The sequence below is a fragment of the Pseudomonas sp. EA_65y_Pfl2_P78 genome, assembly GCF_963970495.1.
In the GTDB taxonomy this organism is placed as follows: Bacteria; Pseudomonadota; Gammaproteobacteria; order Pseudomonadales; family Pseudomonadaceae; genus Aquipseudomonas; species Aquipseudomonas baetica_A.
Genome location: NZ_CAXAON010000045.1, coordinates 1 through 15,595 on the forward strand (window position 1 = coordinate 1; position 15,595 = coordinate 15,595).

General features: G+C 59.4%; 18 protein-coding genes. 7 read left to right on the forward strand and 11 right to left on the reverse strand.

Annotation, left to right across the window (positions count from 1 at the left end; translation table 11 throughout):
* Positions 1–419 precede the first annotated feature (419 nt).
* From infA to aat, 3 genes are all read right to left on the reverse strand, one after another.
* Complete coding sequence (infA, locus tag AACY02_RS24045; protein WP_002553999.1) at positions 420–638, reverse strand: translation initiation factor IF-1; 219 nt, start codon at positions 636–638, stop codon at positions 420–422.
* Positions 639–750: 112 nt separating this feature from the next.
* Entirely contained in the window at positions 751–1,458 is a 708-nt protein-coding gene (locus AACY02_RS24050; protein WP_339434079.1) for an arginyltransferase, read from the reverse strand.
* A gap of 57 nt (positions 1,459–1,515) precedes the next feature.
* Positions 1,516–2,196: a leucyl/phenylalanyl-tRNA--protein transferase gene (gene aat / locus AACY02_RS24055; protein ID WP_339434080.1), complete on the reverse strand. Its 681-nt coding sequence runs from the start codon at positions 2,194–2,196 to the stop codon at positions 1,516–1,518.
* Between the two features lie 536 nt (positions 2,197–2,732).
* Between aat and AACY02_RS24060 the strand changes: the two genes are divergently transcribed.
* From AACY02_RS24060 to cysG, 6 genes are all read left to right on the forward strand, one after another.
* Positions 2,733–5,141 carry a DNA translocase FtsK gene (locus AACY02_RS24060; protein WP_339434081.1) on the forward strand — a complete coding sequence of 803 codons (2,409 nt, stop codon included), beginning with the start codon at positions 2,733–2,735 and terminating at the stop codon, positions 5,139–5,141.
* A gap of 79 nt (positions 5,142–5,220) precedes the next feature.
* Positions 5,221–5,841: an outer membrane lipoprotein chaperone LolA gene (gene lolA / locus AACY02_RS24065; protein WP_339434082.1), complete on the forward strand. Its 621-nt coding sequence runs from the start codon at positions 5,221–5,223 to the stop codon at positions 5,839–5,841.
* A gap of 57 nt (positions 5,842–5,898) precedes the next feature.
* A complete protein-coding gene (locus AACY02_RS24070; RefSeq protein ID WP_339434083.1) occupies positions 5,899–7,221 on the forward strand; it encodes a replication-associated recombination protein A in 1,323 nt (440 codons plus the stop codon).
* Positions 7,221–7,595: a fluoride efflux transporter CrcB gene (crcB, locus tag AACY02_RS24075; RefSeq protein WP_339434084.1), complete on the forward strand. Its 375-nt coding sequence runs from the start codon at positions 7,221–7,223 to the stop codon at positions 7,593–7,595. The genes AACY02_RS24070 and crcB overlap by 1 nt, the downstream gene beginning before the upstream one ends.
* A 15-nt stretch (positions 7,596–7,610) precedes the next feature.
* Positions 7,611–8,891: a serine--tRNA ligase gene (serS, locus tag AACY02_RS24080; RefSeq protein ID WP_221730371.1), complete on the forward strand. Its 1,281-nt coding sequence runs from the start codon at positions 7,611–7,613 to the stop codon at positions 8,889–8,891.
* A complete protein-coding gene (gene cysG, locus AACY02_RS24085; RefSeq protein ID WP_339434085.1) occupies positions 8,892–10,286 on the forward strand; it encodes a siroheme synthase CysG in 1,395 nt (464 codons plus the stop codon).
* 116 nt (positions 10,287–10,402) lie between these two features.
* Here the strand turns inward: cysG and AACY02_RS24090 are convergent, their stop codons facing one another.
* From AACY02_RS24090 to AACY02_RS24125, 8 genes are all read right to left on the reverse strand, one after another.
* On the reverse strand, positions 10,403–11,404 hold the full coding sequence (locus AACY02_RS24090; protein WP_339434086.1) for a glutathione S-transferase family protein: 1,002 nt from the start codon (positions 11,402–11,404) through the stop codon (positions 10,403–10,405).
* A 91-nt stretch (positions 11,405–11,495) separates the two neighbouring features.
* A complete protein-coding gene (locus AACY02_RS24095; RefSeq protein ID WP_339434087.1) occupies positions 11,496–12,497 on the reverse strand; it encodes a glycosyl transferase family protein in 1,002 nt (333 codons plus the stop codon).
* On the reverse strand, positions 12,494–12,829 hold the full coding sequence (locus AACY02_RS24100) for a TusE/DsrC/DsvC family sulfur relay protein (RefSeq protein WP_339434088.1): 336 nt from the start codon (positions 12,827–12,829) through the stop codon (positions 12,494–12,496). Before AACY02_RS24100 ends, AACY02_RS24095 begins: the two co-directional genes overlap by 4 nt.
* Positions 12,826–13,119: a sulfurtransferase complex subunit TusB gene (gene tusB / locus AACY02_RS24105; RefSeq protein WP_339434089.1), complete on the reverse strand. Its 294-nt coding sequence runs from the start codon at positions 13,117–13,119 to the stop codon at positions 12,826–12,828. The genes AACY02_RS24100 and tusB overlap by 4 nt, the downstream gene beginning before the upstream one ends.
* Entirely contained in the window at positions 13,119–13,475 is a 357-nt protein-coding gene (tusC, locus tag AACY02_RS24110; protein ID WP_339434090.1) for a sulfurtransferase complex subunit TusC, read from the reverse strand. Before tusC ends, tusB begins: the two co-directional genes overlap by 1 nt.
* A 1-nt stretch (position 13,476) precedes the next feature.
* Complete coding sequence (gene tusD, locus AACY02_RS24115; protein WP_339434091.1) at positions 13,477–13,869, reverse strand: sulfurtransferase complex subunit TusD; 393 nt, start codon at positions 13,867–13,869, stop codon at positions 13,477–13,479.
* Between the two features lie 111 nt (positions 13,870–13,980).
* Positions 13,981–14,685 carry a YoaK family protein gene (locus AACY02_RS24120; RefSeq protein ID WP_339434092.1) on the reverse strand — a complete coding sequence of 235 codons (705 nt, stop codon included), beginning with the start codon at positions 14,683–14,685 and terminating at the stop codon, positions 13,981–13,983.
* Positions 14,686–14,710: 25 nt separating this feature from the next.
* Positions 14,711–15,040, reverse strand: a complete 330-nt coding sequence (locus tag AACY02_RS24125; RefSeq protein ID WP_221730362.1) for a DUF6388 family protein — start codon at positions 15,038–15,040, stop codon at positions 14,711–14,713.
* Positions 15,041–15,175: 135 nt separating this feature from the next.
* Here AACY02_RS24125 and AACY02_RS24130 point away from each other — a divergent pair, with 135 nt between their 5' ends.
* On the forward strand, positions 15,176–15,526 hold the full coding sequence (locus AACY02_RS24130; protein WP_339434093.1) for a hypothetical protein: 351 nt from the start codon (positions 15,176–15,178) through the stop codon (positions 15,524–15,526).
* Positions 15,527–15,595: the final 69 nt, after the last annotated feature.

A 15,595-nucleotide genomic window follows, 5' to 3' on the forward strand; every position in this document is an offset into this window, starting at 1 on the left:
TCTTAAGTAATGCGGCTCTGCGTTCAGGTGAATAGTACGGCACGACCAGTCTCTTTCCGCCCCCGATATGCTTTTTTTGGAAAAACCGGAGAGGCGACAACTATCCTGACACCGGGGGGGGGGCGAGCTTGCTGGCGAAGACGGCTTACCAGCCACCGAATTTTCACTGAACACACCCAGTCCCCATGTAGGAGCTGCCGAAGGCTGCGATCTTTTGATCTGTTGCTCAACCGTAGCGAGGGAGCACTGAGTCTCAGCGAAGTGCCGTGCGTCAGGGGCAAAGCCTTTTGGTGTTTTTTTGCTGGGCCGGCACTCCGGCGTTTGAAAAAGGGATCCGCAGCAGCGGATATACACACAAAACCATTAAAGTGCAGACACAAAAACGCCCGGCATAAACCGGGCGTTCTGTATTGACTTGATTAGCGAGCGCGGTAAGTGATGCGCCCTTTGCTCAAGTCATAGGGCGTCAGCTCGACGCGCACTTTGTCACCGGTAAGAATACGAATGTAGTTCTTGCGCATCTTGCCGGAAATGTGCGCGGTTACGACGTGCCCATTTTCCAACTCCACACGAAACATGGTGTTGGGCAGGGTGTCGACGACAGTGCCTTCCATTTCGAAGCTGTCTTCTTTCGACATGCAGTAAAGCCCTCGGTATCCAATGAATGGCCCGGTGCAACTGCGCCAGGCAAAAGCGGCGTGCATTGTGCCCGAAAAATGGCGTTTACGCCAAGGGGTTTAGGGTTTGGGTTTAGTTCAGGATCACCCAGCGCTGATTAATCAGCAGTTCGATGGGGCGATACTGGGTCTTGTAGTTCATCTTTTTGCAGTTCTTGATCCAGTAACCCAGGTAAACCGCCTCAAGCCCCATGCGTTGGCTTTCGGCAATTTGCCACAGGATGGCGAAGCGGCCCAGGCTGCGGCGCTCTTCGGCGGGCTCGTAGAAGGTGTACACCGCTGACAAGCCGTTTGGTAGCAAATCGGTCACTGCCACCGCCAGCAACCGTCCGTCGAGACGAAATTCGTAAAAGCGCGAGAAGGGCAGGTCGCGAACCAGAAACGTGGAGAATTGATCGCGGCTCGGCGGATACATGTCGCCGTCAGCGTGACGCTGTTCGATGTAGCGCTGGTACAGGTCGAAATATTCTTCGCTGAATTTGGGTTTGGCCGGATGAACCTGCAAATCGGCGTTGCGCTTGAAAATGCGCTTTTGCTGACGATTGGGGGTGAACAGCGCCACCGGAATGCGTGCAGGCACGCACGCATTGCAATTCTGGCAATGGGGGCGATACAGATGATCGCCGCTGCGACGAAAGCCCATTTCCGACAGATCTGCGTAAACATGCACATCCATGGGCTGGCTCGGATCGAGAAACAGGGTCGTGGCCTGCTCCTCGGGCAGATAACTGCAAGAGTGGGGCTGAGTGGCATAGAACTTCAAACGCGCCAACTCGGTCATGATCAACCCTCGGGGTAAGCTGGTGAATTAAGTGTAAGCCACGCGCGCAAAAGTCGCTCAGCAAACCCAGGTCGCATCATTGGGCTGATCCAGATGCCGAGCCAGATATTCCGCGAATTCGTGGCGGGGAATCGCCCGGGCGCCAAGGCTGTGCAGATGATCGGTTGGCATCTGGCAGTCGATCAGCACAAAACCCGAGTCCTTCAGGTGCTGCACCAAGGTGGCAAAGCCATATTTGGAGGCGTTATCCGCGCGGCTGAACATCGATTCACCAAAAAACAGCTGTCCCATCGCCAAGCCATACAGGCCGCCGACCAGTTTGCCCTGATCCCGGACTTCCACTGAATGAGCGAAGCCGCGCCGATGCAATTCAATGTAGGCCTCCTGCATGGCTTCGGTGATCCAGGTGCCATCGGCATAGTCCCGTGGGGCGGCGCAGGCGTGGATCACCGCCTCAAAGTCCTGATCGAAGGTGACCTGGTAGCGTGCTTTGCGCAGTAATTTGCCGAGGCTGCGCGAGACATGCAGTTCGTCGGGAAATAGCACGGTGCGAGGGTCTGGTGACCACCAAAGAATAGGCTGGCCCTCGGAAAACCATGGGAAGCAGCCATGACGATAAGCCTGAATCAGGCGATCGGCGGACAGATCGCCGCCCGCGGCGAGCAGTCCATTGGGGTCGCGCATGGCCTTTTCCAGCGGCGGAAAAGTCAGGGAATTACGTTGTAACCAAGTCAGCATGGCATCCAGGCTTGCAGAAGGGGAGGGTGATGTGGGCTGTTAGCCCGCGCTAAAGTGTGCCGCTAAATGGCGCGAATGTCGTGCCGATCCTGCCTGACGTTTGCAGTGTTGCAACTTGGCAAGCTTGATGCGGTCGTAAGCGAGCGGCGTGGTCGGGCATGCAACAGGCTTGACGGGCAGTCAGTGACAGGTTGCGAGGTGTGGGTGGCAATGCTTCGCTATGTTCATCAAATACACCTCATAAGCCTTTGTCACAAAAGACAATGCATGCTCAAATTGAATCGCAGGTTCTGTACGCTTGGCTATGCTCAAACCTGGGCGTTGAAGCATGGCATCAGACGCACAAACCCGTACAATGCCGGGCTGTTACAGAATATTCGCTGCGTGCGATGCTTATGGCTGTGTTTATGAAAGCATCAGTGCAATGTTAAAAGTAGTCTCAGTTGTGCCCGTCAACTTTTCACCTGTCTGGATTGGGCAGTTTTTTATCGTCATTCAATAGATGGACGCGCCTTGGGCGCAGGAAAAGAAGCGTTTTGAAGAAATCCACCGAAGCACCAAAAACAGTCGTTCCGCTCTGGCGCCAGCAATTGCACTACCGGCTCAAGGAAGGTGCATTGATCGCCATCGGCGCTTTGTGCCTGTTCCTGATGATGGCCTTGCTGACCTACGGCAAGGACGATCCGGGCTGGAGCCACAACAGCAAGATCGACGACGTACAGAATTTCGGCGGCCCGGCGGGCTCTTACAGCGCCGATATCCTGTTCATGGTGCTCGGTTATTTTGCCTATATCTTCCCCTTGCTACTGGCGATCAAGGCCTATCAGATCTTCCGTCAGCGCCACGAGCAGTGGCAGTGGAGCGGCTGGCTGTTCTCCTGGCGGCTGATCGGTCTGGTGTTTCTGGTGTTGTCCGGCGCTGCGCTGGCACACATCCATTTTCACGCCGCGACCGGTCTGCCGGCCGGTGCCGGCGGTGCCTTGGGCGAGAGTCTCGGCGATCTGGCGAAGAATGCGCTGAATATCCAGGGCAGCACGCTGCTGTTCATCGCGCTGTTTCTGTTCGGCCTGACCGTCTTCACCGACTTGTCGTGGTTCAAGGTGATGGACATCACTGGCAAGATCACCCTCGACCTGTTCGAGCTGTTTCAGGGCGCGCTCAACCGCTGGTGGTCGGCGCGCACCGAACGCAAGCAACTGGTTGCACAACTGCGTGAAGTCGATGACCGAGTCCATGATGTCGTTGCTCCGACTGTCACCGACAAACGTGAGCAGGCCAAGGTCAAAGAGCGCTTGATCGAACGCGAGCAGGCCCTGAGCAAACACATGTCCGAGCGCGAGAAACAGGTGCCGCCGGTCATCGCGCCAGCCCCGGTCAAGGCGCCGGAGCCAAGCAAGCGTGTGCAGAAAGAGAAGCAGGCGCCGTTGTTCGTTGACAGCGCCGTGGAAGGCACTTTGCCGCCAATCTCGATCCTTGACCCGGCGGAAAAGAAACAACTCAATTACTCGCCGGAGTCCCTGGCTGCGGTCGGCCACCTTCTGGAGATCAAACTCAAGGAGTTCGGTGTCGAGGTGTCCGTGGATTCGATTCACCCGGGCCCGGTGATTACCCGTTATGAAATTCAGCCCGCCGCCGGCGTCAAGGTCAGCCGCATCGCCAACCTGGCGAAAGACCTTGCGCGCTCCCTGGCCGTGACCAGTGTGCGTGTTGTCGAAGTCATTCCGGGCAAGACCACGGTCGGTATCGAGATCCCGAACGAAGACCGGCAGATCGTGCGCTTCTCCGAAGTGCTGTCGACGCCTGAGTACGACAACTTCAAATCGCCGGTCACGTTGGCGTTGGGTCACGATATCGGCGGCAAACCGGTCATTACCGATCTGGCGAAGATGCCGCACTTGCTGGTAGCCGGTACCACCGGTTCCGGTAAGTCGGTGGGTGTGAACGCGATGATTCTGTCGATCCTGTTCAAGTCCGGCCCGGAAGACGCCAAACTGATCATGATCGACCCGAAAATGCTTGAGCTGTCGATCTACGAAGGCATTCCGCATTTGCTCTGCCCGGTGGTCACCGACATGAAGGACGCCGCCAATGCCCTGCGCTGGAGCGTCGCGGAGATGGAGCGTCGCTACAAGCTGATGGCGAAGATGGGCGTGCGTAACCTGTCCGGCTTCAACGCCAAGGTCAAGGAAGCGCAGGATGCCGGAGAGCCGTTGAGCGATCCGCTGTACAAGCGTGAAAGCATTCATGACGAAGCGCCGCTGCTGAGCAAGCTGCCGACCATCGTCGTGGTCGTCGATGAATTCGCCGACATGATGATGATCGTCGGCAAGAAGGTTGAGGAGTTGATTGCCCGGATCGCGCAGAAGGCGCGTGCCGCGGGTATTCACCTGATCCTTGCGACCCAGCGGCCGTCGGTGGACGTGATCACCGGTCTGATCAAGGCCAACATTCCGACGCGTATGGCGTTCCAGGTGTCGAGCAAGATCGACTCGCGGACCATCATCGACCAGGGCGGCGCCGAACAACTGCTTGGCCACGGTGACATGCTCTACATGCCACCGGGCACCAGCCTGCCTATTCGGGTTCACGGCGCGTTCGTTTCCGACGATGAAGTACACCGCGTGGTTGAAGCGTGGAAACTGCGCGGCGCACCGGAGTACAACGACGACATCCTCAACGGTGTCGAAGAGGCGGGCAGCGGCTTTGAGGGCAGCAGCGGTGGTGGCGACGGCGATGATCCGGAAGCCGATGCGCTATATGACGAAGCGGTTCAGTTCGTCCTCGAAAGCCGCCGCGCATCGATTTCCGCGGTGCAGCGCAAGCTGAAAATCGGCTACAACCGCGCCGCGCGAATGATCGAGGCTATGGAAATGGCCGGTGTCGTCACTTCAATGAACACCAATGGGTCGCGTGAAGTCCTGGCTCCGGGCCCGGTACGCGACTGATTCAGCGCCCCTGATGACTAACAAAAGGACGGTGCAATGATGCGCCGTCCCCTCCCAACGAGTATTCAAGAGGACTCCCATGCGTCTTATCCGCATGCTGTTGCCAGTACTGGCTTTGACCACACTCACGGCCCACGCCGATGACAAGGACGTGGCTCGTCTGACCCAATTGCTGGAAACCTCCAAGACCCTGACTGCTAACTTCTCGCAACTGACCCTCGACGGCAGCGGCACTCAGTTGCAGGAAACCACCGGTGACATGACCCTGCAGCGCCCGGGCCTGTTTTACTGGCACACCAATGCGCCGGCCGAGCAGACCATGGTCTCCGACGGCAAGAAAGTCACCCTGTGGGACCCGGATCTGGAACAGGCCACCATCAAGAAGCTCGACGAACGTCTGACCCAGACTCCAGCGCTGCTGCTGTCGGGTGACGTGTCGAAAATCAGCCAGAGCTTCGACATCTCGGCGAAAGAGGCGGGTGGCGTGATCGACTTCACCCTCAAGCCGAAAACCAAGGACACCCTGTTCGACAGCCTGCGTCTGTCGTTCCGCAACGGTCTGCTCAATGACATGCAACTGATCGACAGCGTTGGTCAGCGCACCAACATCCTGTTTACCGGGGTGAAGGCCAACGAAGCGGTGCCGGCGTCCAAGTTCAAGTTCGACATCCCGAAAGGTGCCGACGTCATTCAGGAATAAGCTCCCACAGGAGCAATCATCGGTCTCAAGATCTACTAGAGGTTTCAACGGTACGTGATGGATCTGTTTCGCAGTGCACCGATTGCCCAGCCGCTGGCCGCGCGTTTACGTGCGACCAATCTGGATGAGTATGTCGGTCAGGAGCACGTGCTCGCTCGCGGCAAGCCTCTGCGTGAGGCGCTGGAGCAGGGTGCCCTGCATTCGATGATCTTCTGGGGGCCGCCGGGCGTGGGCAAGACCACGCTGGCGCGGTTGCTCGCCGAAGTCTCGGACGCGCACTTCGAAACAGTCTCGGCAGTTCTCGCCGGGGTCAAAGAGATCCGTCAGGCTGTTGAAATCGCCAAGCAGCAGGCCGGCCAGTACGGCAAGCGCACGATTTTGTTCGTCGATGAAGTGCACCGCTTCAACAAGTCCCAGCAGGATGCATTTCTGCCGTACGTTGAAGACGGCACGCTGATTTTCATCGGCGCCACCACCGAAAACCCTTCGTTCGAACTGAACAACGCCTTGTTGTCGCGGGCTCGCGTCTACGTGCTGAAAAGCCTCGACGAGGCGGCGCTGCGCAAGCTTGTACACCGCGCGCTCAGCGAAGAGCGTGGCTTGGGCAAGCGCAACCTGACGTTGAGCGATGAAGGCTTCCAGATGCTGTTGTCCGCCGCCGATGGCGATGGGCGGCGGCTGCTTAATCTCCTGGAGAACGCTTCGGATCTGGCCGAAGACGACAGCGAGATCGGCATCGAACTCCTGCAAAGTCTGCTCGGTGACACCCGTCGTCGCTTCGACAAGGGCGGTGAGGCGTTCTATGACCAGATATCCGCGCTGCACAAATCAGTGCGTGGTTCCAATCCGGATGGCGCGCTGTACTGGTTTGCACGGATGATCGACGGCGGTTGCGACCCGCTGTACCTGGCCCGGCGCGTGGTGCGCATGGCCAGCGAAGATATCGGCAATGCCGACCCGCGTGCCCTCAGCCTTTGCCTGGCGGCGTGGGAAGTGCAAGAACGCCTCGGCAGTCCGGAAGGCGAGTTGGCGGTGGCTCAGGCCATTACGTATCTGGCCTGCGCACCGAAAAGCAATGCGGTGTACATGGGCTTCAAAACCGCTTTGCGCGCGGCCGCTGAAAACGGCTCGCTGGAGGTGCCGCTGCATCTGCGCAACGCACCGACCAAGCTGATGAAACAACTGGGCTACGGCGACGAATACCGTTATGCCCATGACGAGCCGGACGCCTATGCGGCCGGCGAAGACTATTTCCCGGAAGAACTCGAGCCGATCCCCTTCTATCAGCCGGTGCCGCGTGGCCTGGAATTGAAGATCGGCGAGAAGCTCAATCACCTTGCCCAACTCGACCGTTTAAGCCCAAGACAGCGGAGAAAATAGTGATTCCATTGATAGTTGCGGTCTCCATCGGCGGGGCCGCCGGTACATTGTTGCGCTTTGTTACCGGCAATTGGATCAATGCCAATTGGCCGCGGCACTTCTATACCGCGACGCTGGCCGTTAATATCGTGGGCTGTCTGCTGATTGGCGTGTTGTACGGCCTGTTTTTGATCCGCCCGGACGTGCCGATTGAGTTGCGTGCCGGGTTGATCGTTGGCTTCCTGGGTGGGCTGACGACTTTTTCATCCTTTTCACTGGATACGGTGCGCCTGCTGGAAAGCGGGCAAGTGCCGCTGGCCCTGGGCTATGCGGCGCTCAGCGTATTCGGCGGGCTGCTCGCAACGTGGGCTGGCCTGTCTTTGACCAAACTTTGATAACGAGAAACCGACATGCTCGATTCCAAACTGTTACGTAGCAACCTTCAGGACGTAGCGGACCGCCTGGCTTCCCGTGGCTTTGCCCTGGATACCGCGCGCATCGAAGCGCTGGAAGAACAGCGCAAGACCGTCCAGACCCGCACCGAAGCATTGCAGGCTGAGCGTAACGCGCGTTCCAAATCCATCGGTCAGGCCAAACAGCGTGGCGAAGACATCGCACCGCTGATGGCGGACGTCGAGCGCATGGCGGGCGAACTGAGCGCCGGCAAAGTCGAGCTGGACGCAATTCAGACCGAACTGGACTCGATCCTGCTCGGTATCCCGAACCTGCCGCACGAATCCGTGCCGGTCGGCAAAGACGAAGATGACAACGTTGAAGTGCGCCGCTGGGGCACTCCGACCGCGTTCGATTTCCCGGTTCAGGACCACGTCGCCTTGGGCGAAAAGTTCGGCTGGCTGGACTTTGAAACCGCCGCCAAACTGTCCGGCGCACGTTTTGCCCTGCTGCGTGGCCCGATCGCCCGTCTGCACCGCGCACTGGCGCAGTTCATGATCAACCTGCACGTCAACGAGCACGGCTATGAAGAGGCTTACACGCCTTATCTGGTTCAGGCTCCGGCGCTGCAAGGTACCGGTCAATTGCCGAAGTTCGAAGAAGACCTGTTCAAGATCGCTCGCGAAGGCGAAGCCGATCTGTACCTGATCCCGACGGCGGAAGTGTCACTGACCAACATCGTCGCCGGCGAAATCGTCGATTCGAAACTGTTGCCGATCAAGTTCGTCGCCCATACCCCGTGCTTCCGTAGCGAGGCGGGTGCGTCGGGCCGTGACACCCGCGGCATGATCCGTCAGCACCAGTTCGACAAGGTTGAAATGGTCCAGATCGTTGAGCCGTCGACCTCGATGCAAGCGCTGGAAGGCCTGACCGCCAACGCCGAAAAAGTCCTGCAATTGCTCGGCCTGCCGTATCGCACCCTGGCGTTGTGCACCGGCGACATGGGCTTCAGCGCCGTCAAGACTTACGACCTGGAAGTGTGGATTCCGAGCCAGGACAAATACCGCGAAATCTCGTCGTGCTCCAACTGCGGCGATTTCCAGGCCCGTCGTATGCAAGCGCGGTTCCGCAATCCGGAAACCGGCAAGCCTGAACTGGTACACACCCTCAACGGTTCCGGTCTGGCTGTTGGCCGCACGCTGGTTGCCGTGCTGGAAAACTATCAGCAGGCCGACGGTTCGATCCGCGTGCCGGACGTGCTGAAGCCTTACATGGGTGGCCTTGAGGTCATCGGCTAAATGAAATATCTGCCGCTGTTTCACAACCTGCGCGGCAGTCGTGTGTTGGTCGTCGGCGGGGGGGAAATTGCCTTGCGCAAATCCCGCCTGCTGGCCGATGCCGGTGCGCAGCTGCGGGTGGTTGCACCTGAAATCGAAACACAGCTGCGTGAGCTGGTCGTGGCCAGCGGTGGCGAATGCCGGGTTCGCGGTTACGCGGAAGCGGATCTGGACGGTTGCGTGCTGATCATTGCCGCCACGGATGACGAAGCGCTCAACGCACAAGTCTCCACCGATGCCCATCGGCGTTGCGTGCCGGTCAACGTGGTCGACGCCCCGGCCTTGTGCAGCGTGATCTTCCCGGCGATCGTCGATCGCTCGCCGCTGATCGTTGCGATCTCCAGCGGCGGCGATGCGCCGGTGTTGGCCCGGTTGATCCGCGCCAAGATCGAAACCTGGATTCCGTCGACCTACGGACAACTGGCCGGTCTCGCCGCGCGTTTCCGTAATCAGGTCAAAAGCCTTTTTCCGGATGTGCAGCAGCGTCGCGGGTTCTGGGAAGACGTGTTTCAGGGGCCGATTGCCGACCGGCAACTGGCCGGGCAGGGCGCCGAGGCCGAGCGGCTGCTGCAAGCGAAGATCGATGGCGAGGCCGACGTCACCACGGGTGAGGTATATCTGGTGGGAGCAGGGCCGGGTGATCCCGATCTGCTGACCTTCCGTGCGCTGCGTCTGATGCAACAGGCTGACGTCGTGCTGTATGACCGTTTGGTCGCACCGGCCATTCTTGATCTGTGCCGTCGCGATGCCGAGCGGGTTTACGTCGGTAAGCGTCGCGCCGACCACGCCGTGCCGCAGGATCAGATCAACCAGCAATTGGTCGATCTGGCCAAGGCCGGCAAGCGAGTCGTGCGATTGAAGGGCGGTGATCCGTTTATCTTCGGCCGTGGCGGCGAAGAGATCGAGGAGCTGGCCGCGCACGGCATTCCATTCCAGGTCGTACCCGGTATCACGGCAGCCAGCGGTTGTGCGGCGTACGCCGGGATTCCACTGACCCATCGTGACTACGCGCAGTCAGTGCGCTTTGTCACCGGGCATTTGAAGGACGGATCCACCGATCTGCCGTGGGCCGACCTCGTCGCCCCGGCGCAGACGTTGGTGTTCTACATGGGCCTGGTGGGGTTGCCGGTGATTTGCGAGCAGTTGATCAAGCACGGTCGCTCGGCGGACACCCCGGCAGCGCTGATTCAGCAGGGCACCACGGTCAATCAGCGCGTCTTCACCGGCACGCTGGCTGACTTGCCGCGAATGGTGGCAGAGCATGAAGTGCATGCACCGACATTGGTGATCGTCGGTGAAGTGGTGCAACTGCGCGAGAAACTGGCGTGGTTTGAGGGCGCTCAGGCGCAGGTCTGAAGATCGCGTCGTCTCATTCGCGAGCAAGCTCGCTCCCGCATTGGATTTGTGAACGACACAGATCTAGTGTGGGAGCGAGTTTGCTCGCGAAGAGGCCCTCAAAAACACCGAATCAACTAACCCCTCTGCCACACCCCTTTCCCGCCCAACCGCGCCCGATCATGGGCCTCAGTGAAGTCCTGCTCTGGCCCCTTCGGCACAACCCCCGTCGGATTGATGGTCTTGTGACTGCCGTAGTAGTGATGTTTGATGTGCTGAAAATCCACCGTCTCGGCAATCCCCGGCCACTGATACAGCTCACGTAGCCAGTTCGACAGGTTCGGGTAGTCGGCAATCCGCCGCAGGTTGCACTTGAAGTGCCCGTGATAGACCGCATCAAAGCGAATCAACGTGGTGAACAAACGGATATCTGCTTCCGTCAGGTACTCGCCGGATAGATAGCGATTGGCACCGAGCACGCGTTCCAGATGATCCAGTTCTGCAAACACCTCATCGAACGCTTCTTCATAAGCTTGTTGCGACGTGGCAAACCCGGCGCGATATACGCCGTTGTTCACGGCGGGATAGATCCGTTCATTCAGCGCATCGATTTCACCGCGCAGTGGCGCTGGGTAGAAGTCCAGGTCGTTGGCGGTCAAACCATCGAAGGCGCTGTTGAACATGCGGATGATCTCCGCTGACTCGTTACTGACGATGCGCTTGAGTTTCTTGTCCCACAACACCGGCACCGTGACGCGACCGGTGTAGTCGGCGGTGTCAGCGGTGTAGCGCTGGTGCATGAAATCGAAGTGATCGAGCTTGTCACCGGTCGAGCCTAGCGACGTGTCGAAGGTCCAGCCGTTCTCCAGCATCAACCAACTGACTACCGAGACGTCGATCAGACTTTCCAGGCCTTTGAGTTTGCGCAGAATCAGCGTGCGATGCGCCCATGGACAGGCGAGGGAAACGTAGAGGTGATAGCGCCCGGCTTCGGCGGCAAAACCACCTTCACCGCTAGGGCCGGGCTTGCCGTCAGGGGTGACCCAGTGCCGGCGCTGCGCCTGTTCGCGCTGGAACGCGCCGTCCTTGGTGCTTTCGTACCACTTGTCCTGCCAAAGGCCATCCACTAATAAACCCATGTCCAAGGCTCCTGAAACCAATAATCGTTGGCGTCGAGTCTATTCCCATGAGTTCGAACAAAAAGCGCAAAGATCAGGCGCAAATGATCGGTTAAATCGATTTATCCCGCGCAGTCCAGTATTGCTCGGCGGTTTCGAACGCCTGCTCACGGCTCTGGCCGAGACCGCGCAGGGCGAGCGCCATGGTCGAGATCAACGCCATCTGCGGATAGCTGTCGACGACGTCGCCGCGCCACACGGCTTTCAAATGATCGACGTCCAGCGAGGCTGGTTTGACATGACGTTGCGCCGACATTTGCGGCCATTCCTCGTCCCAGCTCTCGCCGCCTGTGGTGCCGTACAGGTGACTGGTGGCATCCGGGTTGATCTCGATTTCGCCGCCATCACCCTTGACCACAATCGCCGTGTCACCGAGTAAACCACTGGCATCGCGGTGCACCGCCTGATAGCCCGGGTGAAAAATGCTTTGCAGCCCACAACGTGCGCCCAGCGGATTGAGAATCCGCGCCAGCGAGTGGATCGGTGAGCGCAGCCCCAACGTGTTGCGCAGGTCGATCATCTGTTGCAGTGGCGCCGCCCAGTCCACCAGCGGCATGAACGCCAGCCCGCCGTTGTCCAGTGCGACGGCGACCTGTTGCCAGTTGCGGCACAGCGGGATATTCAGTTCGCCCAGCACTTGCTCGCTGTACAGGCGTCCGGCGGTGTGCGCGCCGCCGCCGTGCATGAAGATGCGTATGCCGTTCTGCGCCAGGCACTTGGCCGCCAGCAGATACCACGGCAGATGACGTTTCTTGCCCGCGTAGGTCGGCCAGTCCAGGTCGACATTCAGCGCCGGCGCCTGCAATCGCTCACGCAGGGCCTCGGTGAAACCGGCCATTTCTTCGGCGCTTTCTTCCTTGTGCCGCAGCAACATCAGAAACGCGCCGAGCTGGGTGTCTTCGACCTTGTCGTCGAGCACCATGCCCATGGCTTCGCGGGCTTCCTCACGGGTCAGATCGCGGGCGCCGCGTTTACCCTTGCCCAGAATTCGCACAAATTGAGCGAACGGATGTTCGGCGGGTGTTTCGAGGGTGAGCGCTGGAAAGTCGGTCATAAGCAATTCGTCGGTTTGGGCAGGCCCGCCAGTTTCGCGGCGAGTTTGGCGGGGGTGCCTTTGAACAATCGGTTCAGGTACAGGCTGTTGCCTTTGTCCGGTCCGAGTTTTAACGCGGTGTATTTGATCAGCGGTCGAGTGGCCGGCGAGAGCTGGAATTCGGCATAGAAGCTGCGCAGCAGTTCGAGGATTTCCCAGTGTTCAGGCGTCAACTCGATGCCTTCGGCGGCGGCGAGGGCGGCGGCGACATCGTGAGACCAATCGCTCAGATCAACCAGAAAGCCGTCTTTGTCCAGATCGATGGCGCGATCGCCGAGGGTCATGGAATTCATAGCCAACTGTTGACCTTGTCGTGCTGGATCGACAGTTCGACGAAGGCCGGATAATCGATCGCTTGCGCCCAGTCCGGAACCTGCACAGCACGGGCCTGTGCGTCTTCGGCCAAGACGAAAAGCTTGATTTGACGGTTTTGCAGTGCAGTGAATGGCGCGGTGTTCGGTTGTAGTGCGTACACCGCGTCCCCCGACAACAGCAATGCATCGGCGCTGCCGATCACGCGCAGGCAACTGGTCAGGCGATCGTCGCCGAATGGTGAGTGAGACAACACATGCAAAGTCGACATCAGAGGGTGATCACCTGGTCGTAACGGTCAATAAGGGCGGTGATTTGCTCGGCAGCGAGCGGTTGTGCTTCGTCCAGCGATAGATCGGCGAGGCCACGGGAACTGGCGCTGTCGGCGCAGTAGAACAGCTCTTCGACGCCAAACATCGGCAACGCTTGCAGGTTGGCGCTCAGGTCTTTCTGTTGCAGCGCCTTGGCGTTTTGTCCAGCGGCCAATTGCAGCACGCCGTCATCGAGAAACAACAGGCCGATCGGCAGATCGAAAGCACCGCCCGCCAGCACGATATCCAGCGCTTCGCGGGCGCCGGGGCCGGACCACGGTGATTGGCGGCTGACGATCAACAAGGATTTGGCCATCTCACGCACCTCCGAAACAGATCAGGCGGTCAGCGTCTTGCACCGCGTCATGCAACTGGCCGAGGCCGGACAGTTCCCACGGCGCACTGACGGAGACGGCGCCGCGTTGATAGCGCTTGGCTTCTTCGTCGTTCAGCACCCCTCGGCGCAGGGCCGCGGCGATGCACACCACGCCGTCCAGTTGTTGCTCGCTGATGAAAGCGCGCCACTGCTTGGGCACGTCCAGTTCGTCCTGCGGGGTGACCAGCGCGTCGCAGGCGTTGTAGACGCCGTCCTGATAGAAAAACAGCCGGACAATCTCATGCCCGGCGGCCAGTGCGGCCTGCGCAAACAGCAGGGCACGGCGCGAGGAGGGCGCATGGGCGGCGGAAAACAGCGCAATGGCGAACTTCATGACGGACTCGATCAGCAAAACTGCGGCCATGATAAAGCTTTATCGGCGAGGCGGCTAAATCGATGTTGCCTGCTGGCGATAGCGAAGTGTCAGGCAAAAAACGCTGAGTCGTCAGCGCGGCATGTAACCCAATTGCCAGCGCCTGGGGATTTTCAGAGAGAGCAGCCCGATCATCGCGGCCAGCACACCGCTGACGAACATTGCCTTGAGTCCTAAATGATGTTCCAGCACCGCGCCCACAATTGCGCCGACAAACATCCCGCTCCACGGCACGAGTTGCACGCGCCAGCCACTGCGCCGCTCGCCGAGCAACCATCGGCCCAGACCGCGTCCAAACCGCGATAACGCGCCGGTGACATAGGTGAGCCCAACCGGTAGGCCGTTCACTTCTTCGACGGACGCGTTGAGCATGCCCATCGCAATGATCGCTGCGAGCAGCGCCGGCAGTTGCGTGTCAAACGGCCAGGCCGCCGACGCGCAGAGCAGGGTGGCGATGCAGAGCAGCAGCGGCAGCGCCCGGCGCCCGCCGAGACGCGCGACGAGTACGCCCAAGGCGTTACCGACAATGAACGTCACGACAAGAATCACCAGGCGCACGGTCAGCCCGATATCGCCATCACTGATCGCCACCGCCAGTCGGGTGGTGTTGCCGCTCATGAACGAAACGAAGTCGCCGCTGGCCATGAAGCCGATAGCGTCGGTCATCCCGGCCAGTACCGACAGGCTGGCAACCAGCGCCAGGCCCACACGCCCGCGCCATTTTTGCTTGTGCAGATGGCCGGGGCTGGCGCGGTGAGTCGAGGCGGATGGCAGCATCGGCGAAAGTGTCCTTGAGCGGCGGTTAGGGTTCTATGCCATACAGATCGCAGTATTCCAGCCATTCCATGCCGGCCATCTCCGCGACTTCACGATGCACTTCCAGACGCTGCGCCTGATACTCCTCAGGCGAATCGGCGGTCAGTTTCAAGGTCAGTTCCCAAGCGAACAAGCCAAGGCTTTCTGCCTCCTCTTCATAGGCTTCGTGCAGACGTTCTTCGCGAAACTGCGCTTGGGTTTCGCCTTTGGCCTGGGCCAGCAATGGATTGAGGTGGTCGAGGGTTTCGCGCAAATCAGGCCGCGCGTCGAGAAATAGTTTCAGGGCATGTTCATGTCGCTGGTCGGTAGGCGCCATGTGTTTTCCTTTGTGAGGCTGATGACCTTAGGTTGCCGTAGCTGACAGCGCATGTCGCGCTATAAATGCAGTAAAGCAGAACGATTTCTGCTGCTGCGATGATACAGTCCGCTTTTTTCTGAATGAGCGAACGCAATGCGAATTCTGATGGTAGCGCTGGCGGCGACGCTGCTGGCCGGTTGCGCGGGCTCCGCGATGAACGATGCTCGCACCAAAACCCCTTACAAGGTTTTGACTTCGGACAAGGCGGAGAAAGTAGTGGCTCAGTGCGTGCAATTCGGCTGGCAGGATGAAGCGGTTTTCGGCGTGGATGCCGCCGCGTATCTGGAATCGCGCCAGCAGGGTGGCACGACGGTTTATACCCGTTCGGCTGAGTCGTTTGTCGATGTGCTGACGGGGCCATCGGGCACGACGCTGAATTATTACGCGCAGAAGGACGATTTTGTCGCCAAGCGGCGTTTGGCGGCGTTGGCGACTTGTCTCTGATCGTGGGTTGAAGCGTCGCAAGCCCGCCCCACCTTTGAAATGCCTTTCAATGTGGGGCGGCTTGCTTAC